Source organism: Lewinellaceae bacterium, assembly GCA_020636135.1.
Lineage (GTDB): Bacteria > Bacteroidota > Bacteroidia > Chitinophagales > Saprospiraceae > JAGQXC01.
This window is the reverse complement of the sequence record JACJYK010000001.1, coordinates 3,521,861-3,546,923: the sequence shown is the minus strand read 5'-3', so window position 1 is coordinate 3,546,923 and position 25,063 is coordinate 3,521,861. Positions and strand designations below refer to the sequence as shown.

Sequence of the window (25,063 nt, the reverse complement as noted above, 5' to 3'; positions counted from 1 at the left end):
AATTATGAAGTGTGCATTTATTTTGTTACTCCTACTTACCTCAGTAGGAAGAAGGTATCCCATAAACTTAGATACCTTAAAATATGAAATTGTAGGTAAACTAGTCGTTGTTCATGCCAAAGTAGATGGTAATTATGGTAATTTCATTCTAGATACCGGAATTCGCGATCTCGTTTTGAATTCTAAATATTATCAGGGTAAAAAGAGTAACAGTTACATTCAAGGAATCAATGGAGTTAAAGCAGAATCAGAGTTCTGTTACGTTGATTTTTCATTTAACTCTATTGAGCTATCCTCATTTTATGCCTTAATTACAGATTTGCATTTGATTGAAAAGAAAATAAAGAGGCCAATATTGGGCTTAATTGGCACTAAAATATTTAAGGATGGTACCCTGATACTGGATTATTCTCGAAATCATATGATTTTTATCAATGGTAAATCTTATTCTCAGAAATCCAATGGATATTCAGTGAAATTTCAGTTTAATGGTTTAAATCCTTATATCGTAACGACACTCAATGGGAAATCCTATAGATGGAATTTAGATAGTGGTGCGTCTATTAATGTCTTGGACGAGCATTGTAATCAAGATTTAAGAGATTTTCTTGTACAAAGTGGTAAGATAAGACTGATTGCATTTGGTTCCGGGGGTATTATAAAAGAACACGCATTTATTCGGAATTTGCCAATTGCATTGTGGATCCTTGATCCAATGGAAACGGTAATTTCGCAGTTAAATGATTATAATCTCAGGCACCCTGGTAAGAACTCTGATGGGATACTTGGATATGAATTTTTGAGGCAAATGACTGTTGCCATAGACTTTCGCCATAAGGATGTTTACCTTTTTCCGAAAGAAAACCAGTTGATTGCATTTTACCTTAATAGATTGTTTACATCAACCTTGCTATAAGGTATTAAATGGATTCTTATCCCCTTATCAATATTCTGAGTATTCCGTAGGGTACAAGAGCCAGATGTCGGCGTGGTTGACGTTATGCTCATAGTGCGGATTGGCGATCAGGTCCTTCCATTCCGGTGAGCCGAAAAAGGCATCCCAGTGGTCTTTGCGGCTCGTCGAATCGGCATACGTGGTCATGTACATCAGGTTCGGCATGCGAGAGCCGGAAACCACCTGTCCATAAAATACGGCATTGCAACCTAACCGGTCAAATAACCGGACTTCACCACCGGCATTGAACATTTCGATCTTATTTTCACCATAGGCTTCCGTAGGAGATTCATAGCTACGCAATTCGTAGATACGATCAGCACGAGGGCCCTGAAGATCAGGCATTTTCATTTCTGGCCAGTCCGGAAAGGCATGCAAAAGAATGGATTCAAACCGTAGATAGGGCGGCATATCGTAAGAGGCACCCCGATAACCTGAGCCGTTGGCCAGGTAGATGCTGTCGTTGGCTAACGATTGCTGGATGGTGTTTAATTGGTCCAGTGATGTCAATGGCAGTAATACATAGGTATGTGCCACCGTGTCAACTTCGTTCAGACGGTTTTTAAATACGCCTACCGGACCGACATGTTGACGTTTTAAAGCAGGTAATAATGCATTTTGCAAGTACTGGTCGGTCTGTCCTGCCTGCCCTTCATTGGCAAAGGTGTAAACTTGCAAATGATAATACTGCCGGGAATCTGCCTGGTTTCCTGGCATGGTTTCGGATTGCTGGCAGGCGCTGAGAGTGATCACGAATAAGATGGCGATGTAAGCTTTCATATTGGTTGGTTCTGAATACGAAACTAGGGTTTGGAATTTAAACTTGAAACGCCTAATTACGAAATCACGGTTAATGACAAAAAACTTCGTTGACAAAGGAGTCCCAAAGTATGATCTCGTGTGGAAGTACCAGTGACAACCCACGGTAGAGCAGGAGTGCGCCAAACAATCCCATGGTCCAGGGTGAGATCTTACGCAGGGTATGCCGCCAGGCAGGTTTCATTCGGGACTGAAAAGCCACCAGCGCAAAGAGCAGAGGGAAGGTGCCTAATCCAAACAACGCCATGACGCCCATACCCCAGGTGATGTGTTCGCTGGAAATGGCCAGTGCGATAGCGGCATAGACCATACCGCAGGGAATGATTCCATTAAGCATTCCAATGCCAAAATAGGAAGGCAGGCCGCCCCGGCGGATTAAATTTCCGATGCCTGTGGAGATCTTGCGTTGCGCAGGCCCGGTGATGCGGTCCAGCCAGGAAGCAGGATAGCGGACCGAAGTGAAGACACCAAGCAGGATGATTGTTCCTCCGATGATGGCGAAATATTTCTGGAAACCTGCTAATGTGATGGCCTGGCCGATCAACCCAAATAACGCTCCCAGCAGGACATACATGAAGATGCGGCCACTGTGATACACGATGCCCTGTAGCCATGCGGGACGGTCACCCTGTGCAAAAGGCAGCGCCAGGGTCAGAGGACCACACATGCCCACGCAGTGTAAACTGCCGGCCAATCCCAATATCAGGGCTGACCAAAGAATCATCAGAGTACGATTTTCTGCTCGTAATAAAAGGCTTCGTTATTGGACGTATAATCCACTTTTATGCGCCAGAGACCACCAAGCAGATCCTGGGTAGGTACAATCATACGGTTTTGTTCATCCGTCTTGACCGGCAAACTGAAATCCAGGGATTTGTTATCGGGCTTGTAAAACTGCAATGTCCCGGTGATGTCTTTATTTTCAACCGGAAAATCAATGGTTACCTGGTGTCCTTTCCGGTCAATCTCCACCGATAGCGGACTTTGTTGCTCGTTAGCTATCTTTTCATAGTGTTGCTGATAAGCCAGATCCTCTTTGTAGTAATCATCTATCACCAGGCTGTGATCGTACTGGAAGGATTTGACCAGGACGGCTACCAGTGACAATACAAATAAGACCAGAAAGATGGCAATGCCTGTTCCCCAGTTGAATTTCATGAAATATCGATTATGGTGCCAAGAAAGAGGTACTCACCTGATCTACGGTACGGTCGCCGGAAAGTACCCGCAGTTTGATCTTATTTTTTCCCGCCTGAAGTTCTGATGGTGGCAATTCTAAAAATACCGCTCCTTCTGTAACATCGTTTGGTTTTGCTAAAGGTGCGTGGCCAACCCATTTGATGCGGCCTTCGATCCCCACCAACTCAAGTTCAAGGGCCAGGGTGTCCGATGTTTTATTGACAAACTGATAGTTGTACAAGTTGCTGATGTAACCATCATCGGTCTTTTGGTACAACATCCCCGGTGTGCGCAGCAGCAATCCTTCCACCTGTGTCCGGGTGGCAAACAGGATGATCTCCAGCAATACCAGCACCCCCAGCACACTCGTATAGGCTATGGCACGTGGTGTCATGATTTTTTTAGCGCCGGTCCGCACGCCTTCTTCACTGTCGTAACGGATCAGTCCCGTCGGTCGGTTCACCTTGGTCATGACTTCGTCACAGGCGTCAATACATGCTGTACAATTGACGCATTCAAGCTGTGTCCCGTTCCGGATATCTATACCGGTAGGGCATACCTGGATGCACATTTTACAATCAATGCAGTCTCCCAGGAGGGCATTCATTTTAGCAGCTTCTTCCTCTTTTCCTTTCACAGCCTTGTGAATCTTACCGCGGGGTTCGCCACGAAGGTAATCGTAGGTGATGACCACAGAATTCTTGTCCAGCAGCACGCCCTGAAGCCGGCCGTAAGGACAGATGGTGGTACAAACCTGTTCACGCAGGAAGGCAAAGACACCATAGAATGCAAAGGAAAAGGCGATCATGGCCATGAATCCCTGCAAGTGCTTTGAAACGGGATCTTTGATAATAGCCAGGACCTGATCCGTGCCAATGATATAGGAAAGAAATGTATTGGCCACCAGGACAGCAATGCTGAAAAAGATGATCTGCTTGCTCACCTTTTTAGCCAGTTTCGACGCCGACCAGGGCGCATTGTTCAGCCTCCGTTGGGCATTGGCATCACCTTCGATCCAATATTCGATTTTCCGGTAGACACTCTCCATAAATATGGTCTGAGGACAAATCCATCCACAGAATATCCGGCCATAGATGACCGTGAAGAGGGCAATGAAGATCACCATGATGATCATCGCCAATACAAACAAATGGAAATCCTGGGGCGGAAAATAGGATCCAAACAGGATGAATTTCCGCTCCAGGATATTAAACATAAAGAGAGGATTGCCATGAACCCTGATCCAGGGCATACCAAAAAGTACTACCAGCAGGATTACCGAAACAATGGTCCGGTAATTTGTGAATTTTCCTTTTGGTTTTTTCGGGTAGATCCATACCCGTTTCCCATGTTCGTCAACCGTAGCCAGGTGATCTCTATACCAGTCATCTTCTTCTACAATTGGCAGCGGTGTATTCTCAGACATCCTCTTCTCGAATTAGTTTTGAATTACCCCGGAAGCCGGTGTTGCTCCACCGGTGCCTTCCGGATTGTACAGGTCTCCTTGAGGTGCTTTTGGATTAGGAGGATTGGTACCCTGCAAAGTTAAGATATAACTGGCAACATCCGCCATAGCTGAAGGCGATAGCTGCGTTTGCCAGGAGATCATCCCTTTTTCAGGTACACCGTATTTGATGGTGTGGAATATATCTTTGATATCTCCACCATGTATCCAGTATTTGTCGGTCATGTTAGGTCCTACGCCACCTTCGCCATTTGCACCATGACAGGCTACACAGTTTGCGGTCCAGATGTCTTTACCCTGAGCCAGGGCAGCATCATCCGTCCTAGCTGTAACATTATTTTCATCCACCAGGTTTCCCTGGGCAGCAACATATTCAGCAACTTGTTGCTTGGCCTCCTTCATGGCTATTTCGTATTCCTGCTTTGAACTCCATCCACTGCCGGAGAAGTGATAGTACCCCAGGTATACGACCGCGAAAGCGATGCAAAAGTAAAACATCCACAACCACCACGGCGGCAGCACATTGTCCAGTTCATAGATGCCATCGTAATCGTGGTCAAAAAGGATGTCTTTCTCCCTTGCCTGCGGGACGCGGTTGGTCAATCGCTTCATCAGCCGTGACCAGCCGGATTCCTGCAGTGTCTGGGCTGCTTCCGGTGCCACAGGGCTGATGCCCTGTTGTTGCAATAAATTGTACGTATACAGCTTGGTAAGTGTTTCATTGGTCCGGTAAAGGACCCAGATGGCAACACCCACGACGAGCATTCCCAGGATCAGGAACAGGTTGTCGTAGATCAATGAAAGGAAGGCGTCTCCGGTCTTACCCGGATCGCTGGCCATGGCGGCGGCGTCCTGTGCCCGGTTAACGCCCGGTGCCAGGAGCAGTATAGCCGGTAAAATGTATTTGAAGGTATGTTGATCTTTCATTTGTTATTGCTTTATGGTGGTGGAGGAAAAGGAATCTTCGTCATCATCCAAAGGCAGATGTGCCATGTGATCCAGGTATTTTTTATCCTTCCGGAAGATGAGGACCACACTCATGACAAAAATGAACATGAATGTAAGGAGTGCCAGTATGGCCATCCAATTCACATTTCCGGAGCTGTTGATGATGTATTTAAACATAATGTTAGCTTTTGAAAATGAATTAATTGGATGTTGGTACTGCACCGGAGGCCGGCTTGATGTCCGTTCCCAACCGTTGCAAATAAGCGATCAATGCTACTATTTCCTTGGTTGCCACATTCTCAGCTTCGATACCATCTTTCTTGAGGGAAGCGGCAATTTCCTCTGCCTGTTTTGCCAGATCATCATTCGCCTTCTCAGCATAACCTTTTGGATAGGGTACGCCTAAACTTTGCAGTGTTTTGATCTTGGCGGCAGTGTACGTCAGGTCCAGGTCCCGGCGGGCAAGCCAGGGGTAGGGAGGCATGATGGAACCTGCACTCATGCTTTCCGGGTCCATCATATGGTAGTAGTGCCAGCTGTCGGGATATTTTCCACCTTCGCGCTGAAGATCCGGACCGGTCCGCTTGGAGCCCCACAGGAATGGGTGGTCATACACGAACTCACCGGATTTTGAATACTCCCCATAACGTTCGGTTTCTGAGCGGAAGGGGCGGATCATCTGCGAGTGGCATCCCATACATCCTTCGCGGATATAGATGTCACGGCCCTGTAATTCGAGCGGGGTATAGGGTTTTACCGAGGCAATCTTTGGAATATTGCTTCCGATGGTCAGCATCGGGATGATTTCAACCATACCACCGATCAGGATCAGTATTGCACTGGCGATAAGCATCTGTATGGGCTTACGCTCGATCCATTTGTGCCAGTATTCGCCGGCATGAGCCACATATTCTTCTCTGGCCGGGGCTTCAGCTGCTTCATTGGCGGTCAAATGGCCGGACTTGGCAGTTTTCCACAGGTTGATCAGCATCAGGATAACCCCACTGAAATACAGGGTACCTCCGAATGCACGAATCATATACATCGGTATGATCTGGGTCACAGTCTCCAGGAAACTACCGTATTGAAGGAAGCCTTCCGGAGTAAACTGTTTCCACATCAGACTCTGGGTCCATCCGGCCCAGTACAGGGGCAATGCATAGAATACGATACCCAGCGTGGAAATCCAGAAATGGGCATTGGCTAATCTGACCGAGTAGAGTTTGGTATTATAAAGTCTCGGTATCAGCCAGTACAGAATACCAAAGGTCAGCAGGCCATTCCAGCCCAGTGTGCCGATGTGTACGTGGCCAATGGTCCAGTCGGTGTAGTGACTGATGGCATTGATGGATTTGATGGAGAGCATCGGTCCTTCAAAGGTGGACATACCGTAAGCAGCCACTGCGACCACCATCATTTTAAGAATTGGATCGTCCCGAACACGGTCCCAGGCCCCCCGCAGGGTCAACAGACCATTCAGCATACCACCCCAGGATGGAGCGATCAGCATAATGGAAAATACAGTACCCAGAGACTGTGCCCAGTCAGGCAAGGAAGTGTACAGCAGGTGGTGTGGTCCCGCCCAGATGTAGATGAAGATCAATGCCCAAAAGTGCACGATGGACAGCTTATACGAATAAACCGGACGATTGGCTGCTTTTGGAAGGAAGTAGTACATCAACCCGAGATAAGGTGTTGTAAGGAAGAAGGCTACCGCATTGTGTCCGTACCACCACTGTACCAGGGCATCCTGGACACCTGCGAATACCGGGTAGGACTTAATCCAGCTCCAGGGAAACTCCAGGTTGTTCACTACGTGCAGCACGGTGACGGTAATCCACGTCGCGATGTAAAACCAGATCGCCACATACAGGTGGTTTTCCCGGCGCTTGAGGATGGTGCCAAACATATTCAAACCGAAGATGATCCAAACCACGGCAATGGCAATATCGATCGGCCATTCCAGTTCGGCGTATTCTTTGGCAGAGGTGATCCCGAATGGCAGGGTTAATGCCGCAGATACAATGATCAGCTGCCATCCCCAGAAGTGGATCTTGGAAAGCATGTCGCTGAACATCCTTGTTTTCAGCAGGCGCTGCAGGCTGTAATACACGCCCATGAAAATGCCATTACCTACGAAAGCGAAGATGGCAGCGTTGGTGTGCAGGGGACGCAATCGGCCGAAGGTCAGCTCAGGCCCCATATTTAGCCCCGGGGTGAATATCTGGAATGCGATGAGTACTCCCACCAGCATCCCGACCAATCCCCAGACGGCTGTTGCAACGGCGAAATTACGCACGATGCCGTTGTCATAGTTGAATTGTTCGATCTTTCCCATTCCTTAAGATTTGTTAACGGTTGTAGAATTGTTATCGATAGATGATGAATTTTCAGGTTTTTTGTCGTCCCAGAGGATACGGACGCTAGGGGTGTATTCGTCATCATACTGGCCACTGCGCACAGCCCAGATGAAAGCGGCAAGAAAGCCACCTGCTACGATAAGACTTATGCCGATAAGCAAAAATATTACCCCCATGAAGCCAAATTTAGATGCAAGATAGAATGCATATATTTATTAAATGTGATGTTACTCACGTCGAAAATTGATATAAATCATCCACTTTTGTTTGGACCCAATCTGCCTGCGGCAGTTCATTTAATTTCATTGTCCTGAATAATAACGTACTGGCAGTCAGGCCATAAAGTACCATCGTTACACTGCTTATCGGCATCAGTACGGCTGCTACCAGCGGTGACAGCAATCCCTGCACGGCAAAACTCAGTCCGACCACATTATACAACAATGCCAGAAAATAAGCACCAAAAACCACCCGCCGACTTAGCCGGATGTACCGGATGAGTTGTGGAAGGTAAGGGAAAAGGCCATTGTGGATGATGGCATCGGAAGCCGGTGTAAAGTTGTTGATATCTTCCGTGATCACCATACCTACTTCACTCGCCTGTAATGCCCCGGCATCATTGATCCCGTCGCCGATCATCATCACTCGCTGATCGGTGTTCTGCAATGCCCGGATGTATTCCAGTTTATCTTTAGGTTTTTGGTTGAAAAGGATGTTGCTGGTAGCGGGAAATACGGACCGGATCCGTTTTAGCTCCCGGTCCCCGTCCCCGGAGAGGAGTGATAACTGGTAATCCCGGGAGAGGGCCTTGATGGTCTTTCTCCAGGAGGACCGGTACCTTGATTCGTACAGAAAATAACCCTGGTACAATCCATCGATGGCAACATGTACGATTTGTTTTCCCTGATGAACCTGATGCGACGCTCCGGTCCAGCTAGCTGACCCGATGCGTACCTCATGGCCATCAACGATCGCACGTACACCCAGTCCGGGCTCCTCATGGAAATCCGTAATGGTCAGCAAGACATGTGTCTGAAGGTAATGGTCCAGTTGTTGGCTTAACGGGTGGGTCGAGGCGTGGGCTACCGACCGGACCAGGGAAGCTCCCTCCTGATCCAGGGCCGTGCCCTGATACATGATGTGGTAATCATTGATGGCTGTAAGCGTGCCGGTCTTGTCAAACACGATGTGCGTCAACCGCTGGATTTCTTCGATGATCCGGGTGCTCCGCAAATACATGTTTTTATCGGCCAATAATCGCATGACATTCCCGTAGGTAAACGGGATTGCCAGGGCCAGAGCGCATGGACAGGCGATGATGAGGACGGACGTGACGGTTACCAAAGCCATATTCAGGTCCTTGCCTGACCAGTAGATGAAGGTGATGGCGGCAATGGCCAGGATCACCATCGTAAAGTAGGTGCCGATCTGGTCCGCCAGCCGGTGATCACGGGTTTCTTTCTTTTGGGTAAAAGCCCGGTCCTCCCACAGTTGCAGCAGATAACTCTGGCCCACGGCTTTGGTAACCTGAATTTCAATGGGACTGCCGATCTGCTTGCCTCCGGCATACAGGGTGTCTCCTGCGCGCTTGAAAACCGGTTCGGATTCGCCGGTCACAAAACTGTAATCGATCTGTGTTGCTGGTGTGAGCAGGATACCGTCTGCCGGGATCAATTGGTTATTCTTGATCTGAACCCGCTGTTCGGGAACGACCCTGGAAAGTGGAACGGTGATCCACCGTTCATCCTCCCAGACCGAAATGGCAATGGGAAAGTAGGATTTGTAATCCCGGTCAAACGATAAATGATGGAAGGTCTTCTGTTGAAACCATTTGCCGATCAGGAGGAAAAATACCAGGCCGGCCAGACTATCCATATAACCACTGCCGAAATGCCCGAAAATATCAATGGTGCTGCGAACGAAGAGGGCTATAATACCCAGTGTGATAGGCACATCCATATTCAACCCACCGTTTTTCACCCCTTGCCATGCCGATTTCAGATAATCCTGTGCTCCATACAGCAGAACGGGTAAGCCCAGAGCCCAGTTCAGGTAATTGAACCAATGGCTGGCCTGGTCTCCTTCAATGCCGAGGTATTCGGGAAAGCTGAGCAGCATGATGTTGCCGAAGCAGAACCCGGCCACGCCCAACTGATAATATAATTTTCGGGGTACAATGGGTAATTTCTTCTCCTCCAGCTGTCCCATGTTCAGTGAAGGAGCATAGCCGATGTGTTCCAGCATTTCGGCGACCCGTCGAAGACTGACCTGGGTCGGATCGTAATGAATGGTCACTTTTTTACGCAGGAAATCAACTTGTGACAGGCTTACCCCCGGGACCAGTTTGTACAGGTGCTCCAGCAGCCAGATGCAGGATGCGCAGTGGATGGCTGGCAAATGGAACGTCACCTTGATCAGGTGACTGCTGGCAAAGTCAATGATCTTGTCCCGGATCTCCGGTTCGTCCATGAATGCATAGTCCGTGGCTTCGCGCACCCGCTGGTTGATGCCGGGAGCTTGTTGTATCTTATAATATTCCTGGAGATTGTTGTCGTGCAGGATCTGATAGACCCATTGACATCCCTCGCAGCAGAAGTCCTGATCATTATGGACGATATGCGTGGTGTCACAAGGTTCTCCACAGTGGACACAGGTTGGTTTTCGCTCTGAAACGCTGATTTCAACAGGCGATTCTTTCATGGCTGCAAAAATCTCTCGAAGATGTCTATTGAAATTTGACGGCACTCAAATTACAAAATGATTTATATCATCCGGTAATCCATGTATGGTAAATAAATTCATCGCGTGATTTTTGAATGCCTGCTCTGATGCCCTCCCTGCCTGTGATGAAAATACGAGCAAAGCCAAACTTGGCATGGTTCCGCAAGATTTCCAATTTTAAAGGCGCTCAATCGAATTTCAGGTAATAATTGAAAAAAGGCAGCATTTGCTGAGGTATCCGGCCATCCCGGGTGTAGATGCCGCTGGTGTGGGTACCAATGTATTCTTCTGCGAAATGAGTTATTCCTACATTCTCCAGGCGTTCGCTGAACATCTTGCACTGCTGCGTAAACCGTTCTCCGGAATTGCGTCCCCAGTCCAGTTTAATGGCTCGTAGTTTTTGCAAATTCTCCAGATGGCTGTCGATCATGTGGACGGGCATGTTGGCGTACCATTTCTCCAGTACCTCCGGATGGACGATCAGGCTATCTTCCTGGTATTCAAAAGGGATGTCACAATAAAAAGGAGGATTGGCCGCATCAGGTGACCACGATTTCGCCAGGGCCACGATAACCTGTCCGAAATAGGATTTTTTCAAATCTTCCACACTGTGGATGGTGGAAAGCTCCCGGTAGGTGTCACTGTTTGGGCCATACTCGCGCACGATCGTCAGCGCTCCGGGGCTTAAGGCATAGACACTGCTGAATACGTCCGGATGGTCCATGGCGATCTTCAGGGCACCGTAACCGCCCATGCTGTGGCCCGTAATGCCACGGCTGTCGCGATCTGCCAGGGTGCGGTAATGCTGATCCATATACTGAACCAGATCTATGGCCGTAAAATCTTCCCAGTTGCCGTATACCCCGGAATTGCTGTAAAAGCTACCCTGATAGGTTGTTTTCTCATCGGGTATGACCAGGATAAATGGGCGGATACGCTGCGTAGCGATGGCAAAATCGAGGATGTCGGCGATGGGCTTGAGCATGTTTGCATCGCCAAAGAACCCGTGTAAAAAATAGATGACCGGATAACGATTTATAGAAGTCTCGTAGCCCGGAGGCAGGTAGATACCTAACGCCCGGGTTGGGTGTTCTCCCATGGTATTCTCCAGACTTTTCGAATACAGGGAGTCCATTCGAACCGAACCTTTCAGGTCCTGAGCCATTCCGGTAATGGTGAACAGGATGACCAATCCGGTACTGGCGAGCCATTTTTTCATAGTTTCTGACTTTGATCGCTGAATATACACATCCGGGGATTTATTTGAATGAACAAAATGGACTGATTTGGGACAATGGGTCAGGATGGTCGAACCAGTAAATCCTAAGCGTCAGTGATTAATACCCGGGAGTATATTTTTAACTTGTGGAGACAATAAGCCATACAACATGGATCAATCTCCGGTTAACGTCAATGCTTCAGGAACTGCCTCCAACACCTACGATGCCATCGTTATTGGTTCCGGCATCAGCGGTGGCTGGGCAGCCAAGGAATTGTGTGATCAGGGCCTGAAGACACTGGTACTCGAGCGGGGGCGCAATGTGGAACACCTGATAGATTATCCGACCGCGATGCAGGGACCCTGGGAATTCAAACACCATCTCCGGATGCCAAGGGAGGTCCTGGAGGCCAACCCGGTGGTCGCCCGCTGCTATGCATTTAACGATGCCACACAGCATTTCTTCGTAAAAGATCAGGAACACCCTTACATCCAGGAAAAACCATTTGACTGGATCCGGGGCTATCAGGTGGGAGGTAAGAGCTTGTTGTGGGCCCGGCAGACGCAGCGGTGGAGCCGCTTTGAATTTGAAGGCCCGGCACGCGATGGCATTTACGAATGGCCCATTGGTTACGATGATCTGGCTCCCTGGTACAGTCATGTGGAGCGATTTGCCGGGATAAGCGGTAATTACGACGGTTTGGAAACCCTGCCCGATGGTGAATTCCTTCCTCCCTGGGAGATGAATTGTGTGGAGACAGAGATCCAGAGCCGCATCATGACCAAGTTTGCGGACCGGCACGTCATTCAGGGCCGGTGTGCGCATCTCACCGAACCTCAGGAGATCCACCTGCAGCAGGGGCGCACGAAGTGCAATGCCCGCTCACTGTGCGAACGGGGATGCCCTTTTGGCGCTTATTTTAGCTCCAATTCCACGACCATTCCCTGGGCGAAACGAACCGGCAACCTGACCTTGCGGCCGGATAGCGTGGTCCATTCCATCATTTACGACGACAACCTGGGAAGAGCAACGGGTGTACGCGTGGTCGATGCCCATACGCGGGAGATGACTGAATTCTACGCTCGCGTCCTGTTCGTCAATGCGGCTACCCTGAATACCAACCTGCTATTGCTGAACTCGACCTCTCAACGCTTTCCACAGGGCCTGGGCAATGATCATGGTTTATTGGGTAAATACATCCTGTTTCACAACTACCGCGGACTGGTCAATGGGGATTACGATGGGCCAGAGGACAAATATTATTATGGCCGCCGGCCTACCCAGCCGATGCTGCCAAATTTCCGCAATGTGTATAAGCAGGAGATGGACTTCCAGCGCGGTTACATGTCCTTTTATGGCGCTGGCAGAGGCCAGGCTGATGGGAGTGACACATCCGGAATCGGCGCCGGATTTAAAGCGGCTATCGCTGAACCGGGACCGTGGTTCGTCTCGATGATGATCCAGGGGGAGACCATTCCCAAGATCACCAATGAAGTACGCCTCAGCCCTGATCAAAAAGATGCCTGGGGTATGCCCTTACTGGTGACCAATGTGGACTACGACGACAACGACCGGATGATGACCGAAGACTTTATCACCCAGGCATCCGAAATGCTGGAGACTGGGGGTTGCAGAAATATATCTTCCTGGAATTCCCAGCAGGCCCCCGGGCTGGATATTCACGAGATGGGCGGGGTACGGATGGGAAAGGATCCGAAGACCTCGCTGCTGAATGAATGGAACCAGTTTCACAACTGTCCCAATGTATTTGTCACCGATGGAGCCTGCATGCCGACCACCGGCTGCCAGAATCCCTCACTGACGTTTATGGCCCTGACGGCCAGGGCGGCTAACTATGCGGCAGAACAGTTGAGGAAGGGGGAGCTGTAGAGGGGGAAAAGGGTAAAAGGTAAAGGGTAAAGGGAAAAGGGTGTGAGGTGCGGGGTGTGAGGTATGAGGAGCAGGTATAAGATGTGGGTTTTGGGGATGAGATAAAAAAATACAAAAATCAACTATGGATCGAAGAACTCTATTACGCTCGATAGCCATCATCACCGGTGCAACTGTAGTGGGTGGTGAATGGTTAATCAGCGGATGTAAAAACCCGCAAGCGAAAACAGGATTGTTTTCATCCCAGGATGTCTTATTGATGGATGAAATTGCCGACACGATCTTGCCGGACACCGATATTCCGGGGGCTAAGGCGGCCGGGGTTGGTCCGTTTATGGCGTTGATGGTGGAAGATTGTTACAACGAAAAGCAGCAGAATGCATTTAGCCAGGGCCTGACTACCCTGGAAGAGCAATGCCGGAAATCCACCGGCAAGACCTTCATGGCCGGGGATCCGGCAGAGCGTGAAAAATTCCTCGTCTCCCTGGACCAGGAAGCGAAAGCTGCCCAGGCCGATGGCGGTTTTCATTACTTCACCATGATCAAGCAGCTCGTCCTGTTTGGATATTTTACATCGGAGATTGGAGCTACCCAGGGACTGCGATATGTCCAGGTGCCCGGCCGTTATGATGGATGTATTCCCTATACGAAAGGCGAGAAGGCGTGGGCATTGTGAGGGATGCTATTTATTAATTTAATTAAAAGGTTGAATCAAGCTTCACCATTGAATGAGAGTTGTAAGAACTTTTTTTCAGTAAGATCGAACAGCACTCCCCAAACCGACTCACCTCCATCACAAATGATCACTGGTTTGGATTGCCAATCCGGGTAATAATTATAAAGGTCTTCGGGCGAATCGATTTGAAAAGCATTGATATAAATGTATTTTTTATGGTCAATGATTAATCCGGTATACTGAAATACAGTCCTGTTTAGCTTTTTTATTTGAACGGCTGGATTGCAGCAGTCTATGGATTTTGTTTTAAGAAGTTTTCTGAAGTTATTTTCCAATACAGAAACTTCATTTGAGGTAGGTGTGAAGAAATTTTCGACTTTGGTGGGAGATGTCCTGGAGAATTGGTCTAAAACAGTTCTACCTTCAGTTTGATCTAAAATTGTGAAATAATTTGGAGTATATTTCTTTGTCTGTGCGCAAGCTGCTAGTCCGAATAAAATAAGAATTGAAATAATATAATTTGGGGCATTTATTTCTTTTGTCATAATTCAGATAGTATAAATTATTAAACTAAGGGATTAATAAATGTGTAGATTATTACTAACGCGTTGAGTGGTTAAACCGTGATTAAATCATTTTGCGCAATTTATAGATTATCAGTTGGTTATGTAGAATCTTGCCTATTACAGCAGCCCTCCAATGCTGTAGCCAGCGCTAATTTATTACTAAACTACTCAGGCTTTCAAGGCCTAGGTCAAAGAATATTTCGAAGTTCTACTAATTGTCATCCTTTTGGGGTTGCAATTTTGAGCCAAACTTTTAAAGCTACCGCTTTTTGCATTTCTTTTATTCGAAGTGGTTGTTTTAAGATACAACCGTCTCTTCAGAGGGTTCACGCAACTGTTTGAACAATTCAAAAACAGCATTTTTGCTGCCGTCGAAAGACGGTGAGGCGTGCGCATGCCGCTAAAATGGTGACTCCGAAGAACTTAATATCCAGGACCCCATACAGTTGCACTGAACGCTAAGGTGAGTTTTGCGTGAATCGAGGTTTTTGGTTCGTTTTTGCCGGAACAAAAATGAACGAATACGCCAAGCAGCGACCCTTGCAACCAGAATTACATTTCGGAACAATTGGAGTTACATAAAATTTCTTTCCCTAACTTGTTAAAGAGTAATTACAATAGTACCTAAGAACCAAATATGATTTGGAAAGTTAACCACTTAAAGCGTTATAACTATTCAGGATGGTGCTTTATGGAAGAAGCAAAGCTCATTGTACGTTGCCCGAATTTACGGTATAAATACTCAAGAGCCTGCGCGCCCAGAAAAGTGATCACGCAGGCATAAAATGCACTTCTTTGCGCATTCCATTGATAATGGAGCAGGGAAATAAATACAAAAAACAATACCAGGAGATTCAGGATGATTAGCCACTTATGACCACCGTATTGTTTGGCCAGGTTTAAATGGGACAATAATACGGCGATGTAAATTACCGTCATCACAGCGCTGGTGATGGATGCAATCGCTTCAAGGTTAAAAAACAAGGCGAATGCCAGGCCAAGCCCTGCTGTCAGATACAGCCCTTCGGTCGATTTAAACCAGATCTTCCGGTCGAAAAGGGCAGGTAATTCACCATCCTTCGCCAGCGAATAAGCAATGTTCGAACCGCCAAACAGAGTGGCATTGAGAGCCGAAGAAATGGAAAACAGAGCTCCGATGGTAATCAGTACGAAACCGAAATTTCCTAAAAACGGTTTTGCAGCAATAGCTAACGCATTTTCCTGCGCTTTGATAATTTCAGACAGGGGTAAGTTGCCTATCGTGACCAGTGCTATGGAGACATAAAAGACCATGACGACACCAATACTCAGATAAATGGCCCGTGGTACATTTTTGACCGGATTGGTCATATTCTCCGAAGCATTGGTGATCAGGCCGAATCCCATGTACGAGAGGAAAAATAAGATGGAAGCATTAAGAGTGCCATGCCGATGAACGGTATCAAAACCTGGTTTAGCAAGATTCCATTTTATGGTTAAAAAACCACCCAAAATGAAGACGAGCAAGATGCTGAGTTTGATCATTACAATGTAGAATTCCGCCTTGCCGACAGCCTTACTGCCAAGGAAGTTTAAGCCGATGAAGAACAAGATCAGTAGGACTTCAACAATTCCGACATGGAGGGCGGTGGGTTCCACATGAATGAAGGGCAGCAGATATCCGGCAAAACCCTTAAGAAAAAGTGATATGGAGACGACATAGCTTAACCACATCAGGATACTCAATGCGCCCGTGGTTATACCATCACCCAATCCTTTGAGAATGAATGCGATCGGCCCTGCATTTGAGATGATTTTACGCCCCAGGATGGCATAGGAATAAGCGACAGCCAGGGCATAAAGTCCGGACAGAATGAACGCCAGTGGCATGTCATTTTTAGCTATCTCAGCTCCTAACCCAAAGATGGAGAAAATACTTGCTCCGATCATCGACCCGACTGCCATCGAAACGACCTCGATCAGACTCAGCGACTTAGTGGTGTGTTCTGCCATGGTTACAGTGTTCCGGTATGGGGATCGAAGATAGGCAATTCAGAATTGCTGGTATGGTATTCGCGATTCGGTGTTCTCAACAATCAGCTTAATCCGCAAATCAGTTCCCGGCCAGAATTACACAGATTATCCCGTAGGATGTGGATTGCATGCCTGGCATTCCTAAACTTCCTATGGAGACGAAACACGGAAACACCTAAACACGTTCGTGAACACGTTATCCTGCTTTTTCGTACCTTTTCCTAATCAATTGATCGCCTGGCCTATGGCTTCACCCGAAGTATACATATCGCATGCCTGGGGAGGGGAGAGCGACGTCATCCTCAAGAAGATCGTCGACCGCCTCCAGCATGAAAAGATCAACCTGGTCTACGACCACAAGGACCTGCAGTACCGGGGTAGCATCCGGTCTTTTATGGATGAGCTGGGCAAGTCCAAGGCCGTGATCATCATCCTCAGCAACAAGTACCTGCATTCCGAGTATTGTATGTTCGAGTTGCTGCAGATCTACAACAACGAGCGGTTTATGGACCGCATATTCCCGGTGGTACTCGATGAGGTGAACATCGCCAAATCGACCGAGCGGATCGAACTGGTTAAATATTGGGAAAATCAGTCGTTCGAGCTGGAAGAAAAGATCCGCGAGCTCCGTTCTCTGTCCTACATCGAAGGCATCACCGATGACCTCAATTTATACGGCGATATCCGTAAAAACATCGCCAAGCTGACTTACATTCTGCGGGATATCAATACCCTTAATATTCGGCTGCACACCGAAGAAAACTTTGAAAGCCTGGTCAAGCAGATCCAGGATGCCCTGAAACGGATTCCTCTTCCGGAGACAGCTACCCAGCTGGAGTGGCGTGATAAAAAGTCCGGAAAGGTCAAATGGTGGGTCTACGCAGCACCGGTGGTCGTATTGATCCTCATGGTCAGTATATGGTTGTTCCGGCCGACCAGGGTCATCACTTCAAATGCGCCAAACTACGATGCATGGGTGGGAACCTGGCACCAGGAAGTGCAAAGCGAGGGAGATCCGATCCGGGGTGACATTCAGTTGAGCATGGACAAGAACCGCCTGACCGGAACCGTGTCCAACCTTTATGCCGATCAGTCCATCTCCTCCAATGAACTGTTTGACCTGACCGTCTCCAATAACGGCAAGCGTCTGGAGGGTAAATGGAAGACCATCGAACTGCTGAGCCCCCAGGAAGGCACCTTCTCCTGGAAGCTGGAAGGTGACCATTTTGAGGGTTATTATACGGTCGGCAACGACCCGAAAAAATTCTACTGGAACGGCAAACGATAATTGCGTAAATTACACGTACATCAGCTGTCTATGATCAAGCGATTACATCTCCTTCGTACTATTTTACCCATGGTTGTGGTCGGATTTATTGGCACCTCATCTTCCGGGCAGTCGCTCGGATTTCTGGATACCACAGCTCAGCTGTTTATTGGCGGAGCTTCCACCTACATCCTGCCTAAGGACCAGTTGGAGGTCCAGTTTACCAACGGATTAACGTCCTACTGGCTGGCATTCAACGAATTTACACAGGATAACTACAGCCGCATCGCCAACCGTCGCCGCACTACTTTTTTCCAGCAGAAATTGCGGGCGATCTATGGCTTTTCCGCTTCCCAGCGGTGGGATCTCGGTGTGGAGGCATCGTACAATCATTACCGCGATGACGACGATGCGCGCAGCTCACCGTTACGGGTATTCAGCGAGGGTCACCCGGAGACGGGGTATACTTACCGGGGTCTGGCTTCGCTGGGGTTTCGGGTGCGCATGACACCGTTGGCCTCATTGCCAGAATGGACCATCCAGGCCGGTTATTCTTTTCCGGTCGGCAACCTAGCGCCTTCCGTAAAGCGCCTCCTAAGCAGTGACCTGAGTACGGCGGACCTGTTGTCAACTTTTTTCCGGAAGATCGGCGAAGGTTCCTACTACTTTGTCCAGGCCCAGGGCCTCTATCAATATTCGACCGAGCGGGTCAATTATCAGGGCGCAGGATCTTTTTACCTGGTGCAAAGGCTGGGTGGATCCTGGTATCTGTTTCCTGGGGTAAGCTATGTCTGGAGCAATCAGAGCCAGAAGCGGGGCAATTATTCCAATGTCAGCCAGATCATTTTTGGCGGGGTAGGCCTGCAGTGGCAACCACGTTTTGCCTATAGCATGTCCCTGGTGTACCTGTATCCTTTTCGCTACGATATCGGTAGCCCATTCGTGGAGGTGGTACCGAACAGCTATGCAAGTATAAACCTGGGGTTAAGAGTGTTGTTGAATCAGTGACCGTACAGTATCAGTGATCAGGTCTAATCTTCTGTTTTGTTGATGTCATCCACTGATTTCCGAAAAGGACTTTTAACGGTCAGTTAGAGTTTGGTGTTTATTTCGCTGCGCGTACCCGAATCATTTTAAATGGACCGTCTGGTTGTGTCGAGAAATTCACGGTATTCAGGTCATCACTCTTGACGTGGATAACTTCATCTCCGACCGAAATCACATAATTGGTGTTGGATTGCTCCACCCGGAGTAAATAGTCTACCGGATTCTTGCCATCCGATGATTGCCGCCAGCTGTATTCATCGGCACTCCAGTTCTGAATTTCCAGTTCAAGATGGGATCTGGTCATTATCCGGATGGACGGTCGCTCAGCATTTCCCGTAAAATATACCATTTCATTTTTACCAGCATTAAATCCAAAATCCTGGTTCGCTGTCACCTTGAATTGTTCATTGGAAACGGAATACCGGCCTGTGTTTAAATGTATTTCCAGAGGCTCTCCGCGGAATTGGTAACGCAACGTTGTCCCGGACAATTTATCCGGAAGGTGCGGGTTCAGGTAGAGCCGATTGTAACGTGGGTTGACGCCGTACAAGGATTTGTACAATCCGACCAAAGCCAGGCTGTTTCCGGCCAGAATATCATCACCCAATCCATCCTGATGTACGCGTCCGTACCGCTGGTAGGCCAGTCCATCCTGGTCGTAACGATCCAGTACGTTTTGTACATATTTCAGGGCCAGGTCCGGCTGATACCCGGCGTAAGCTTGCACACCTACACTGCCCCAGGATAAAAAGAGATCACCATTTTCGTAATTGGGAAATGGAAACTGCCAGTCATTGCCTTCGCCAAAGGCATAAGGGAAGATGCATATCGGCCAGAAAAATAAATTTTCGTGCGCGGTCTGCTCTTCGATCTTATTCAGGATGGCATGGCTGCGCAGGGTGTCATCGCAAAGGCCGTAGGCAATGGCCATCAGGTTGACGGGAACGACCAGATTATCACCGTGGATGCTGTTATCCGGCTCTCGCCAATGAATATACCAACGGTTGTGAGCATCCCAGAATCCGCCTTCTTCGGTGGTCAGGTTGAAACTCTTTTTCATCGCAGCAGCATAACGGCCATATTTCATTGCCTGGCTATGGTCCTGCAACTGTTCCTCGATTTTGCTCCATAAGGTCAGGGCGTAATACAACTTGGCATTGACGAAGGCATTTTCATACGAAGCCCAGATGATATCGATCCAATCGCTCCCGCGGCGCTCGGTCTGGGAGTCGGTAATCATTTCGACGAGGTGGTTGCCGTTGTTATCCCTGTTCAGGAGGTAGTCCAGCGCTTTTTCACAGCCGGATTTATGCCTGGCCACCCAGTCCAGGTCACCGGTCAGATCATAGACCTGTGCCACATTGGCAACAAAGTCCGAATTAGAGTCCATCAGATAGCCCCACTGTGCTTCGTAGAACCCCCATGGATTCACGCTGCCGGGGATGGCATCCTCATCCAGGTAGGCCCACCGGGCGATCACCCGGCCATCCGGTTGTATGGCATGGTCGCGGTAGAAATCCAGGCATTCCTGGTAGCCCTTAATGTAGGACTCGTCGTTGATCCCGATCGCAAACTCGGCGATGTATTGCTCGTGGAGGCAGATCGGTCCGTAGGGCGTATGCCAGCTGTTGCCTCCAAACAGCTTCCGGTCGATGACACCGATACGGGCGACGGTATTGAGCAAGTTGCCCACCTGAAGACCATCGAGCCCGGCCAGGGTGCCGCGATCGTATTTTTCATGATAATTCAGGTAGGATAGGGTGATGGTTTCCCGGGATTTGCCTTTCGTCAACTGAAAATTATCCCAGACATCGGTCTTGCCCCGGATAAAGCGGCTCCTTTTTTCTTTTTCATAACGGGATGCCATTTCTTCATCAGACACCGTGATGTGGTAAACGAGTTCATCGGTTTCCGAGCGGCTGAATTTCATGGCAACCTGTTTGCCGGGATCGGCCACCTGAACCTGCAGCCCGTTGCCGCTTTTGCTGTTCCAGAAAATGGAACTGTTGGAGTGAACACCGTAGGTGCATAATTTTTGATTAAACAGGTAGAACCAGGCCAGCCCCCCGTAGCTGAGGAAGGCTCCGTCCCAGGTATCGATGCGATCAAAATGAAATGCCGGAAAGGCGGCCTCTTCTACCTGCATGGTCTGCGAAATGTTTCGTTCAATTTCGAATTGGATGGCCGTATCGGATAAAGTGAAATGCCAGTTTTCCTGAATCAATTCTTTTCCACGACCGTAATTTATGTTGCGAATAATGATTTCATGGTCGCCCGATTTTACGATGGGGTCGCGAGCCAGTTGTCGGGAAGAATAGGTGTCCGTGGTCGTGCGGACCTCAGAATAAATGCCTGCGGTGCCGGATAGAACTTGCTGACCATTCAGGATCATTTGGGAGATAACGCATTGTTGCCCATATTCAAGGGTGAGCTGTAATGTGGAGTTTCCGAATGATATTGATTTGGTTTCAATTTGATGATCGATCAGAATATTCCCGCTGCTCAGGGGAAAAAAATACAACAGGAGCATACCACTGCAGAACCATTTATTTTTCATGTTCATATTTTCAATTTCCTTGTTGATTAATCAATTCTTTTCCAATAGACCACGACCATCCAGCCAAACGAAAGGATAAAAAGAATTCGTTGCCAGAGGCCCATATATTGAGGCATATAAAAGATCAGTGCCGATAATACACCGGCCATCATGGCGATGGAGAACGCCCACCAGCGGGCACCTGGTTTGGAAAGGACAAGGCCGGTTGAAAAAGCCAGTGCAATGAAGGAAAATCCGGTAAGCGATGCGAATATGGAATGCAGGTCATCTTCCCGTACACTGTAGGTTAACGCCGGATCAATGGGCATATGGTGAAAGATGGCTACGAGGATCAGGCTCAGACTGAATAGGAACAGCGCGATCCGGTGGAACCAAAATTTTCTTAGAGCTGCCCATCCGGTGATCAGGCTGCCCAAACCAAGCAGGATGAATGTCATATTCATGACCCAGGCATTCGGCGTTTGTTGTGCACCTAATTCACTGGTGGTATGGCGTATTATGGAATATCCAGGCGCACTGTAATCCGGCAGGATGAAGATTCCCGCCAGCAGGATCAGATATGCGGCAAGCAGATAAATCGGTTTTCCTGTACTGGATTTTTTCAATGGTGGAGTGTTTTTTATAGATTAATCTGTTTGTTGGTGGGTGCACTGGTTCTATTTTCAGAATAATACCATGCTACCTGCGAACCATTTATTATTTAGCTTCATTTTGATTCGTGTAGTAAGTTGACGGGTTTTCCATATCCCGGTGGATAATTAAATACGATTCAATCTCTTTTTGTAAGGATATGGCATCTTTCCGGTAGCTGTCCAGTGCCAGGTAAAGGCGACGCAGCAAAGCATTGAAAAATCCTATTTTGTTTTTAAATATCGGGCTCCGGGTGGCATAAAGACTCAATTTGTCAAATTTTTCCTGCCAGAATGCCTCAAAAAACCATTCCTCATGTTCCTCCCAGTAAGCATAATTGCGATGAAAGCTGGTAAACGCTTCCCTGGTCTTAATGTCAATATCAACGGTGTACTTATTATAGAAGTCGGCAATCCGGTTATTGAGAGCTCTGGTCTCATCATCAAGGGCAACTTTGGTTTTTAGGAGATTGGATTTTTCCTGGCTGATGGCAAAATCCGGATAGGAAGAAAAGGACCGGTACAAGGAATCATTGGTTATCCAATCTTCTGCCGAATAGGCTCCACTTAAAATCCGGGTCTGGGTATTTACCTTCCATTCAAAGATGGGCAAATATTCATTCAGGATCTGAACATCGTTGTCGATCTCGTCAATGATTGAAAGATAAATGCGATCCAGCTCGTGTTTCGACTTGCGGTTTTCATTCCAATTATTGATTTGAAGCGCGATTAAGATCCCGATGACTACCAGAATGATTTCACCAAAGGCGTAGCCAATATATTTACCGAATTTACTTTGGTTAATCATGGATAACCGTATCCTCCCGAATATTTTTTTCATTCCGAAGTCTTGAAGTCTCAATTTAATTAATTTTCACGGTCAGCGAATTGATTTGCCATGACCTATCCACTGCATTCTGGTGGACTCCCTCAGTTTAGTATGTCGGGGAAATTCATTGCCTGGTCTAGGTATCATCCCTTTCCGGCAACTGAATTTGGTGCTGCGCGAAGGATAAAATACCTTCAGGGCTTGACATTATAGTGCTTTAGTTGAGATGAAATTCTACCTGCTATTCGGATAGATATTTAGAGAACTTTAAGAATGACCTATTATAGCTTTATAGTCTAATCAATCATTATGCAAGCAACTTCTTTACGACCGTTGACTACAACATTACGTATCCTTTACCCGGTCTGGGCCCTGGTCGGCATGTTCAGCCTTATTTATGTTCCTTCACAGGTATTTGTGAACGGGGATATTGCAGAAACGGCAGTAAGGATCCAGTCCATGGAAAGCTTTTTCCGGCTTGGCATTCTGGGAAGCCTGATCACCCAGTTGATATTTATTCTCACCGCCTGGTATCTGTTCCGGTTCTTCCGGGATACGAACAAACAGGCAGCCCAGCTCATGCTTATCCTGGCGCTGGTAAGTGTGCCGATGGCTATGCTCAATGAATTGTTCTCCCTGTCGATGCTCCATTCCACAGACACCTTGACCCAGCTCCAATTGTTGCGGGACCTGCATGGTAACGGTCTGCAGATCGTGATGCTGTTCTGGGGTTTATGGCTATTCCCGCTGGGCTATCTGATCATCCATTCAGGTTATTTTCCCAGAATCATCGGCTGGTTTGCCATTGCAGGGGGCGTTGGTTATGTCCTGGGTTTTTTCCTGGATACACTTGGATTCCAAATTCCATGGCTGAGCACGATAGCAGAAACGCTGACCATGGGTGAAGTTCTGTGGTTGCTCTGGCTGATCATTGCCGGAGCGCGCTTGCCGGCATAAATTCAGGTACGTGGGTAGGTCCTGCCGGCCTCGGGAGTTAATATGATTTAAGTGATCGTTGCGGTAAAACCACTTCGTTACAAAGCCAGCTTGAAAATTACGGTCAGCCTTCCGGTCTCCCGTGAAAGCAGCCACATCATGTTTACTTTTTTCTCCAGCTTCGGGTTGGAGCTGCAGGCGGTCTCAGGCGTTGGCTCCATGGCATAAGCCGTCTCGCCAATATCAATAAATTGGCCGGTAAAATGTTCTACTTTGAGCGTGGTCAGGTCCTTCTTTGCTGACCGGTCGATGGTCAGCTCAATGTAATTATTAACCGTATCAATGATCCCGAAAAACGGATTGTTGAAATAATATGCACTGGTATTGCCACAGGTACTCAGTTCAAAACTGCCGGAAGCGACCAGACGGGTGGTATCTGTCAGGATCAGCTTGCCGCCTTTGATCAGCGGATATTCCTGATAAGGCCCAAACCACAGGCAATAGTCGGGATTCTGTGGGCTGATCCAGGCATTGGTGATGTCCGGCGGAAACGAAGGTGGTGTTACCGGAATGACAATATCAGGAGGGGAGGGCAGGATGTAATTGGGGTTGTTGATGAAAAAGCTGGGATCCTCCATGGCGACCTGTACCCCTAACGGTCCGCAATCGTAATCTTCTACTTCCAGGTTAACATTACCGTTCAGATTATCGGGCATTCGTACGATCAGGCCCAGCCCTTCCACAAACTGAACCTGGTCCGAGGATAACGGCTGATTGTTCACATAGACCGCCCGTGACCTTAACTGATCTGTAAAGAGGGGATTGCTGGCCTGAAGCAGGATCTCACTGCCCATCGCGTTGACCGGGCTCTTAACTACGACTGTAAATGGGGAATCGCACTGTGGGTTACAGCTGCTGAGAAGCCCAACCAGATAAATTCCCATTGCCATACCGATCAGTAGGTTGAAGTTTTGCTTTCTCATAGC

At 48.1% G+C, this 25,063-nt stretch carries 22 protein-coding genes; 6 read left to right on the top strand and 16 right to left on the bottom strand.

The features are described from left to right. Positions 1 to 4: 4 nt before the first annotated feature. A complete protein-coding gene (locus H6570_13665) occupies positions 5 to 916 on the top strand; it encodes a hypothetical protein (protein MCB9320325.1) in 912 nt (303 codons plus the stop codon). Between the two features lie 27 nt (positions 917 to 943). Here H6570_13665 and H6570_13660 read toward each other — a convergent pair whose 3' ends face one another. The 10 genes from H6570_13660 to H6570_13615 all read right to left on the bottom strand — a co-directional run bounded on the left by H6570_13660 (position 944) and on the right by H6570_13615 (position 11,666). Beyond that, positions 944 to 1,735: an NIPSNAP family protein gene (locus H6570_13660; GenBank protein MCB9320324.1), complete on the bottom strand. Its 792-nt coding sequence runs from the start codon at positions 1,733 to 1,735 to the stop codon at positions 944 to 946. 70 nt (positions 1,736 to 1,805) lie between these two features. Continuing rightward, a complete protein-coding gene (locus H6570_13655; protein ID MCB9320323.1) occupies positions 1,806 to 2,498 on the bottom strand; it encodes a sulfite exporter TauE/SafE family protein in 693 nt (230 codons plus the stop codon). Then, positions 2,498 to 2,932 carry a FixH family protein gene (locus tag H6570_13650; GenBank protein MCB9320322.1) on the bottom strand — a complete coding sequence of 145 codons (435 nt, stop codon included), beginning with the start codon at positions 2,930 to 2,932 and terminating at the stop codon, positions 2,498 to 2,500. The genes H6570_13655 and H6570_13650 overlap by 1 nt, the downstream gene beginning before the upstream one ends. A gap of 10 nt (positions 2,933 to 2,942) precedes the next feature. Then, positions 2,943 to 4,379 (bottom strand): cytochrome c oxidase accessory protein CcoG, encoded by a 1,437-nt coding sequence (gene ccoG, locus H6570_13645; protein MCB9320321.1) that lies wholly within the window; start codon positions 4,377 to 4,379, stop codon positions 2,943 to 2,945. A gap of 12 nt (positions 4,380 to 4,391) precedes the next feature. Then, the gene (locus H6570_13640; protein MCB9320320.1) at positions 4,392 to 5,258 is read right to left on the bottom strand and encodes a c-type cytochrome; all 867 of its coding nucleotides are present in this window, start codon (positions 5,256 to 5,258) and stop codon (positions 4,392 to 4,394) included. Between the two features lie 90 nt (positions 5,259 to 5,348). Then, positions 5,349 to 5,543, bottom strand: coding sequence for a hypothetical protein (locus H6570_13635; protein ID MCB9320319.1), 195 nt, complete (start codon positions 5,541 to 5,543; stop codon positions 5,349 to 5,351). Between the two features lie 22 nt (positions 5,544 to 5,565). Continuing rightward, positions 5,566 to 7,704, bottom strand: a complete 2,139-nt coding sequence (ccoN, locus tag H6570_13630; protein MCB9320318.1) for a cytochrome-c oxidase, cbb3-type subunit I — start codon at positions 7,702 to 7,704, stop codon at positions 5,566 to 5,568. Between the two features lie 3 nt (positions 7,705 to 7,707). Continuing rightward, the gene (gene ccoS / locus H6570_13625) at positions 7,708 to 7,902 is read right to left on the bottom strand and encodes a cbb3-type cytochrome oxidase assembly protein CcoS (GenBank protein ID MCB9320317.1); all 195 of its coding nucleotides are present in this window, start codon (positions 7,900 to 7,902) and stop codon (positions 7,708 to 7,710) included. 55 nt (positions 7,903 to 7,957) lie between these two features. Beyond that, positions 7,958 to 10,426 carry a heavy metal translocating P-type ATPase metal-binding domain-containing protein gene (locus H6570_13620; protein MCB9320316.1) on the bottom strand — a complete coding sequence of 823 codons (2,469 nt, stop codon included), beginning with the start codon at positions 10,424 to 10,426 and terminating at the stop codon, positions 7,958 to 7,960. A 208-nt stretch (positions 10,427 to 10,634) separates the two neighbouring features. Next, positions 10,635 to 11,666, bottom strand: a complete 1,032-nt coding sequence (locus H6570_13615; protein ID MCB9320315.1) for a prolyl oligopeptidase family serine peptidase — start codon at positions 11,664 to 11,666, stop codon at positions 10,635 to 10,637. A gap of 169 nt (positions 11,667 to 11,835) precedes the next feature. Here H6570_13615 and H6570_13610 point away from each other — a divergent pair, with 169 nt between their 5' ends. Both H6570_13610 and H6570_13605 read left to right on the top strand, forming a co-directional pair. Further along, positions 11,836 to 13,557, top strand: coding sequence for a GMC family oxidoreductase (locus H6570_13610; GenBank protein MCB9320314.1), 1,722 nt, complete (start codon positions 11,836 to 11,838; stop codon positions 13,555 to 13,557). Positions 13,558 to 13,681: 124 nt separating this feature from the next. Further along, a complete protein-coding gene (locus tag H6570_13605; protein ID MCB9320313.1) occupies positions 13,682 to 14,233 on the top strand; it encodes a gluconate 2-dehydrogenase subunit 3 family protein in 552 nt (183 codons plus the stop codon). Between the two features lie 35 nt (positions 14,234 to 14,268). Here H6570_13605 and H6570_13600 read toward each other — a convergent pair whose 3' ends face one another. Beyond that, positions 14,269 to 14,778, bottom strand: a complete 510-nt coding sequence (locus tag H6570_13600) for a hypothetical protein (GenBank protein MCB9320312.1) — start codon at positions 14,776 to 14,778, stop codon at positions 14,269 to 14,271. 693 nt (positions 14,779 to 15,471) lie between these two features. Then, positions 15,472 to 16,791 carry an amino acid permease gene (locus H6570_13595; GenBank protein MCB9320311.1) on the bottom strand — a complete coding sequence of 440 codons (1,320 nt, stop codon included), beginning with the start codon at positions 16,789 to 16,791 and terminating at the stop codon, positions 15,472 to 15,474. Positions 16,792 to 16,999: 208 nt separating this feature from the next. Here H6570_13595 and H6570_13590 point away from each other — a divergent pair, with 208 nt between their 5' ends. Together H6570_13590 and H6570_13585 are read left to right on the top strand one after the other, a co-directional pair. Then, the gene (locus H6570_13590) at positions 17,000 to 18,100 is read left to right on the top strand and encodes a toll/interleukin-1 receptor domain-containing protein (GenBank protein MCB9320310.1); all 1,101 of its coding nucleotides are present in this window, start codon (positions 17,000 to 17,002) and stop codon (positions 18,098 to 18,100) included. 30 nt (positions 18,101 to 18,130) lie between these two features. Further along, on the top strand, positions 18,131 to 19,087 hold the full coding sequence (locus H6570_13585; protein MCB9320309.1) for a hypothetical protein: 957 nt from the start codon (positions 18,131 to 18,133) through the stop codon (positions 19,085 to 19,087). 97 nt (positions 19,088 to 19,184) lie between these two features. On the opposite strand, the gene H6570_13580 is transcribed toward H6570_13585, so the two are convergent. From H6570_13580 to H6570_13570, 3 genes are all read right to left on the bottom strand, one after another. After that, positions 19,185 to 21,683: a hypothetical protein gene (locus H6570_13580; GenBank protein ID MCB9320308.1), complete on the bottom strand. Its 2,499-nt coding sequence runs from the start codon at positions 21,681 to 21,683 to the stop codon at positions 19,185 to 19,187. A 26-nt stretch (positions 21,684 to 21,709) separates the two neighbouring features. Continuing rightward, complete coding sequence (locus H6570_13575; GenBank protein MCB9320307.1) at positions 21,710 to 22,288, bottom strand: DUF998 domain-containing protein; 579 nt, start codon at positions 22,286 to 22,288, stop codon at positions 21,710 to 21,712. A 91-nt stretch (positions 22,289 to 22,379) separates the two neighbouring features. After that, positions 22,380 to 23,120, bottom strand: a complete 741-nt coding sequence (locus H6570_13570) for a hypothetical protein (protein ID MCB9320306.1) — start codon at positions 23,118 to 23,120, stop codon at positions 22,380 to 22,382. 330 nt (positions 23,121 to 23,450) lie between these two features. Between H6570_13570 and H6570_13565 the strand changes: the two genes are divergently transcribed. Beyond that, the gene (locus H6570_13565; GenBank protein ID MCB9320305.1) at positions 23,451 to 24,098 is read left to right on the top strand and encodes a DUF4386 domain-containing protein; all 648 of its coding nucleotides are present in this window, start codon (positions 23,451 to 23,453) and stop codon (positions 24,096 to 24,098) included. Positions 24,099 to 24,175: 77 nt separating this feature from the next. Here H6570_13565 and H6570_13560 read toward each other — a convergent pair whose 3' ends face one another. After that, positions 24,176 to 25,060: a hypothetical protein gene (locus tag H6570_13560; protein MCB9320304.1), complete on the bottom strand. Its 885-nt coding sequence runs from the start codon at positions 25,058 to 25,060 to the stop codon at positions 24,176 to 24,178. Between the last annotated feature and the right edge of the window lie 3 nt (positions 25,061 to 25,063).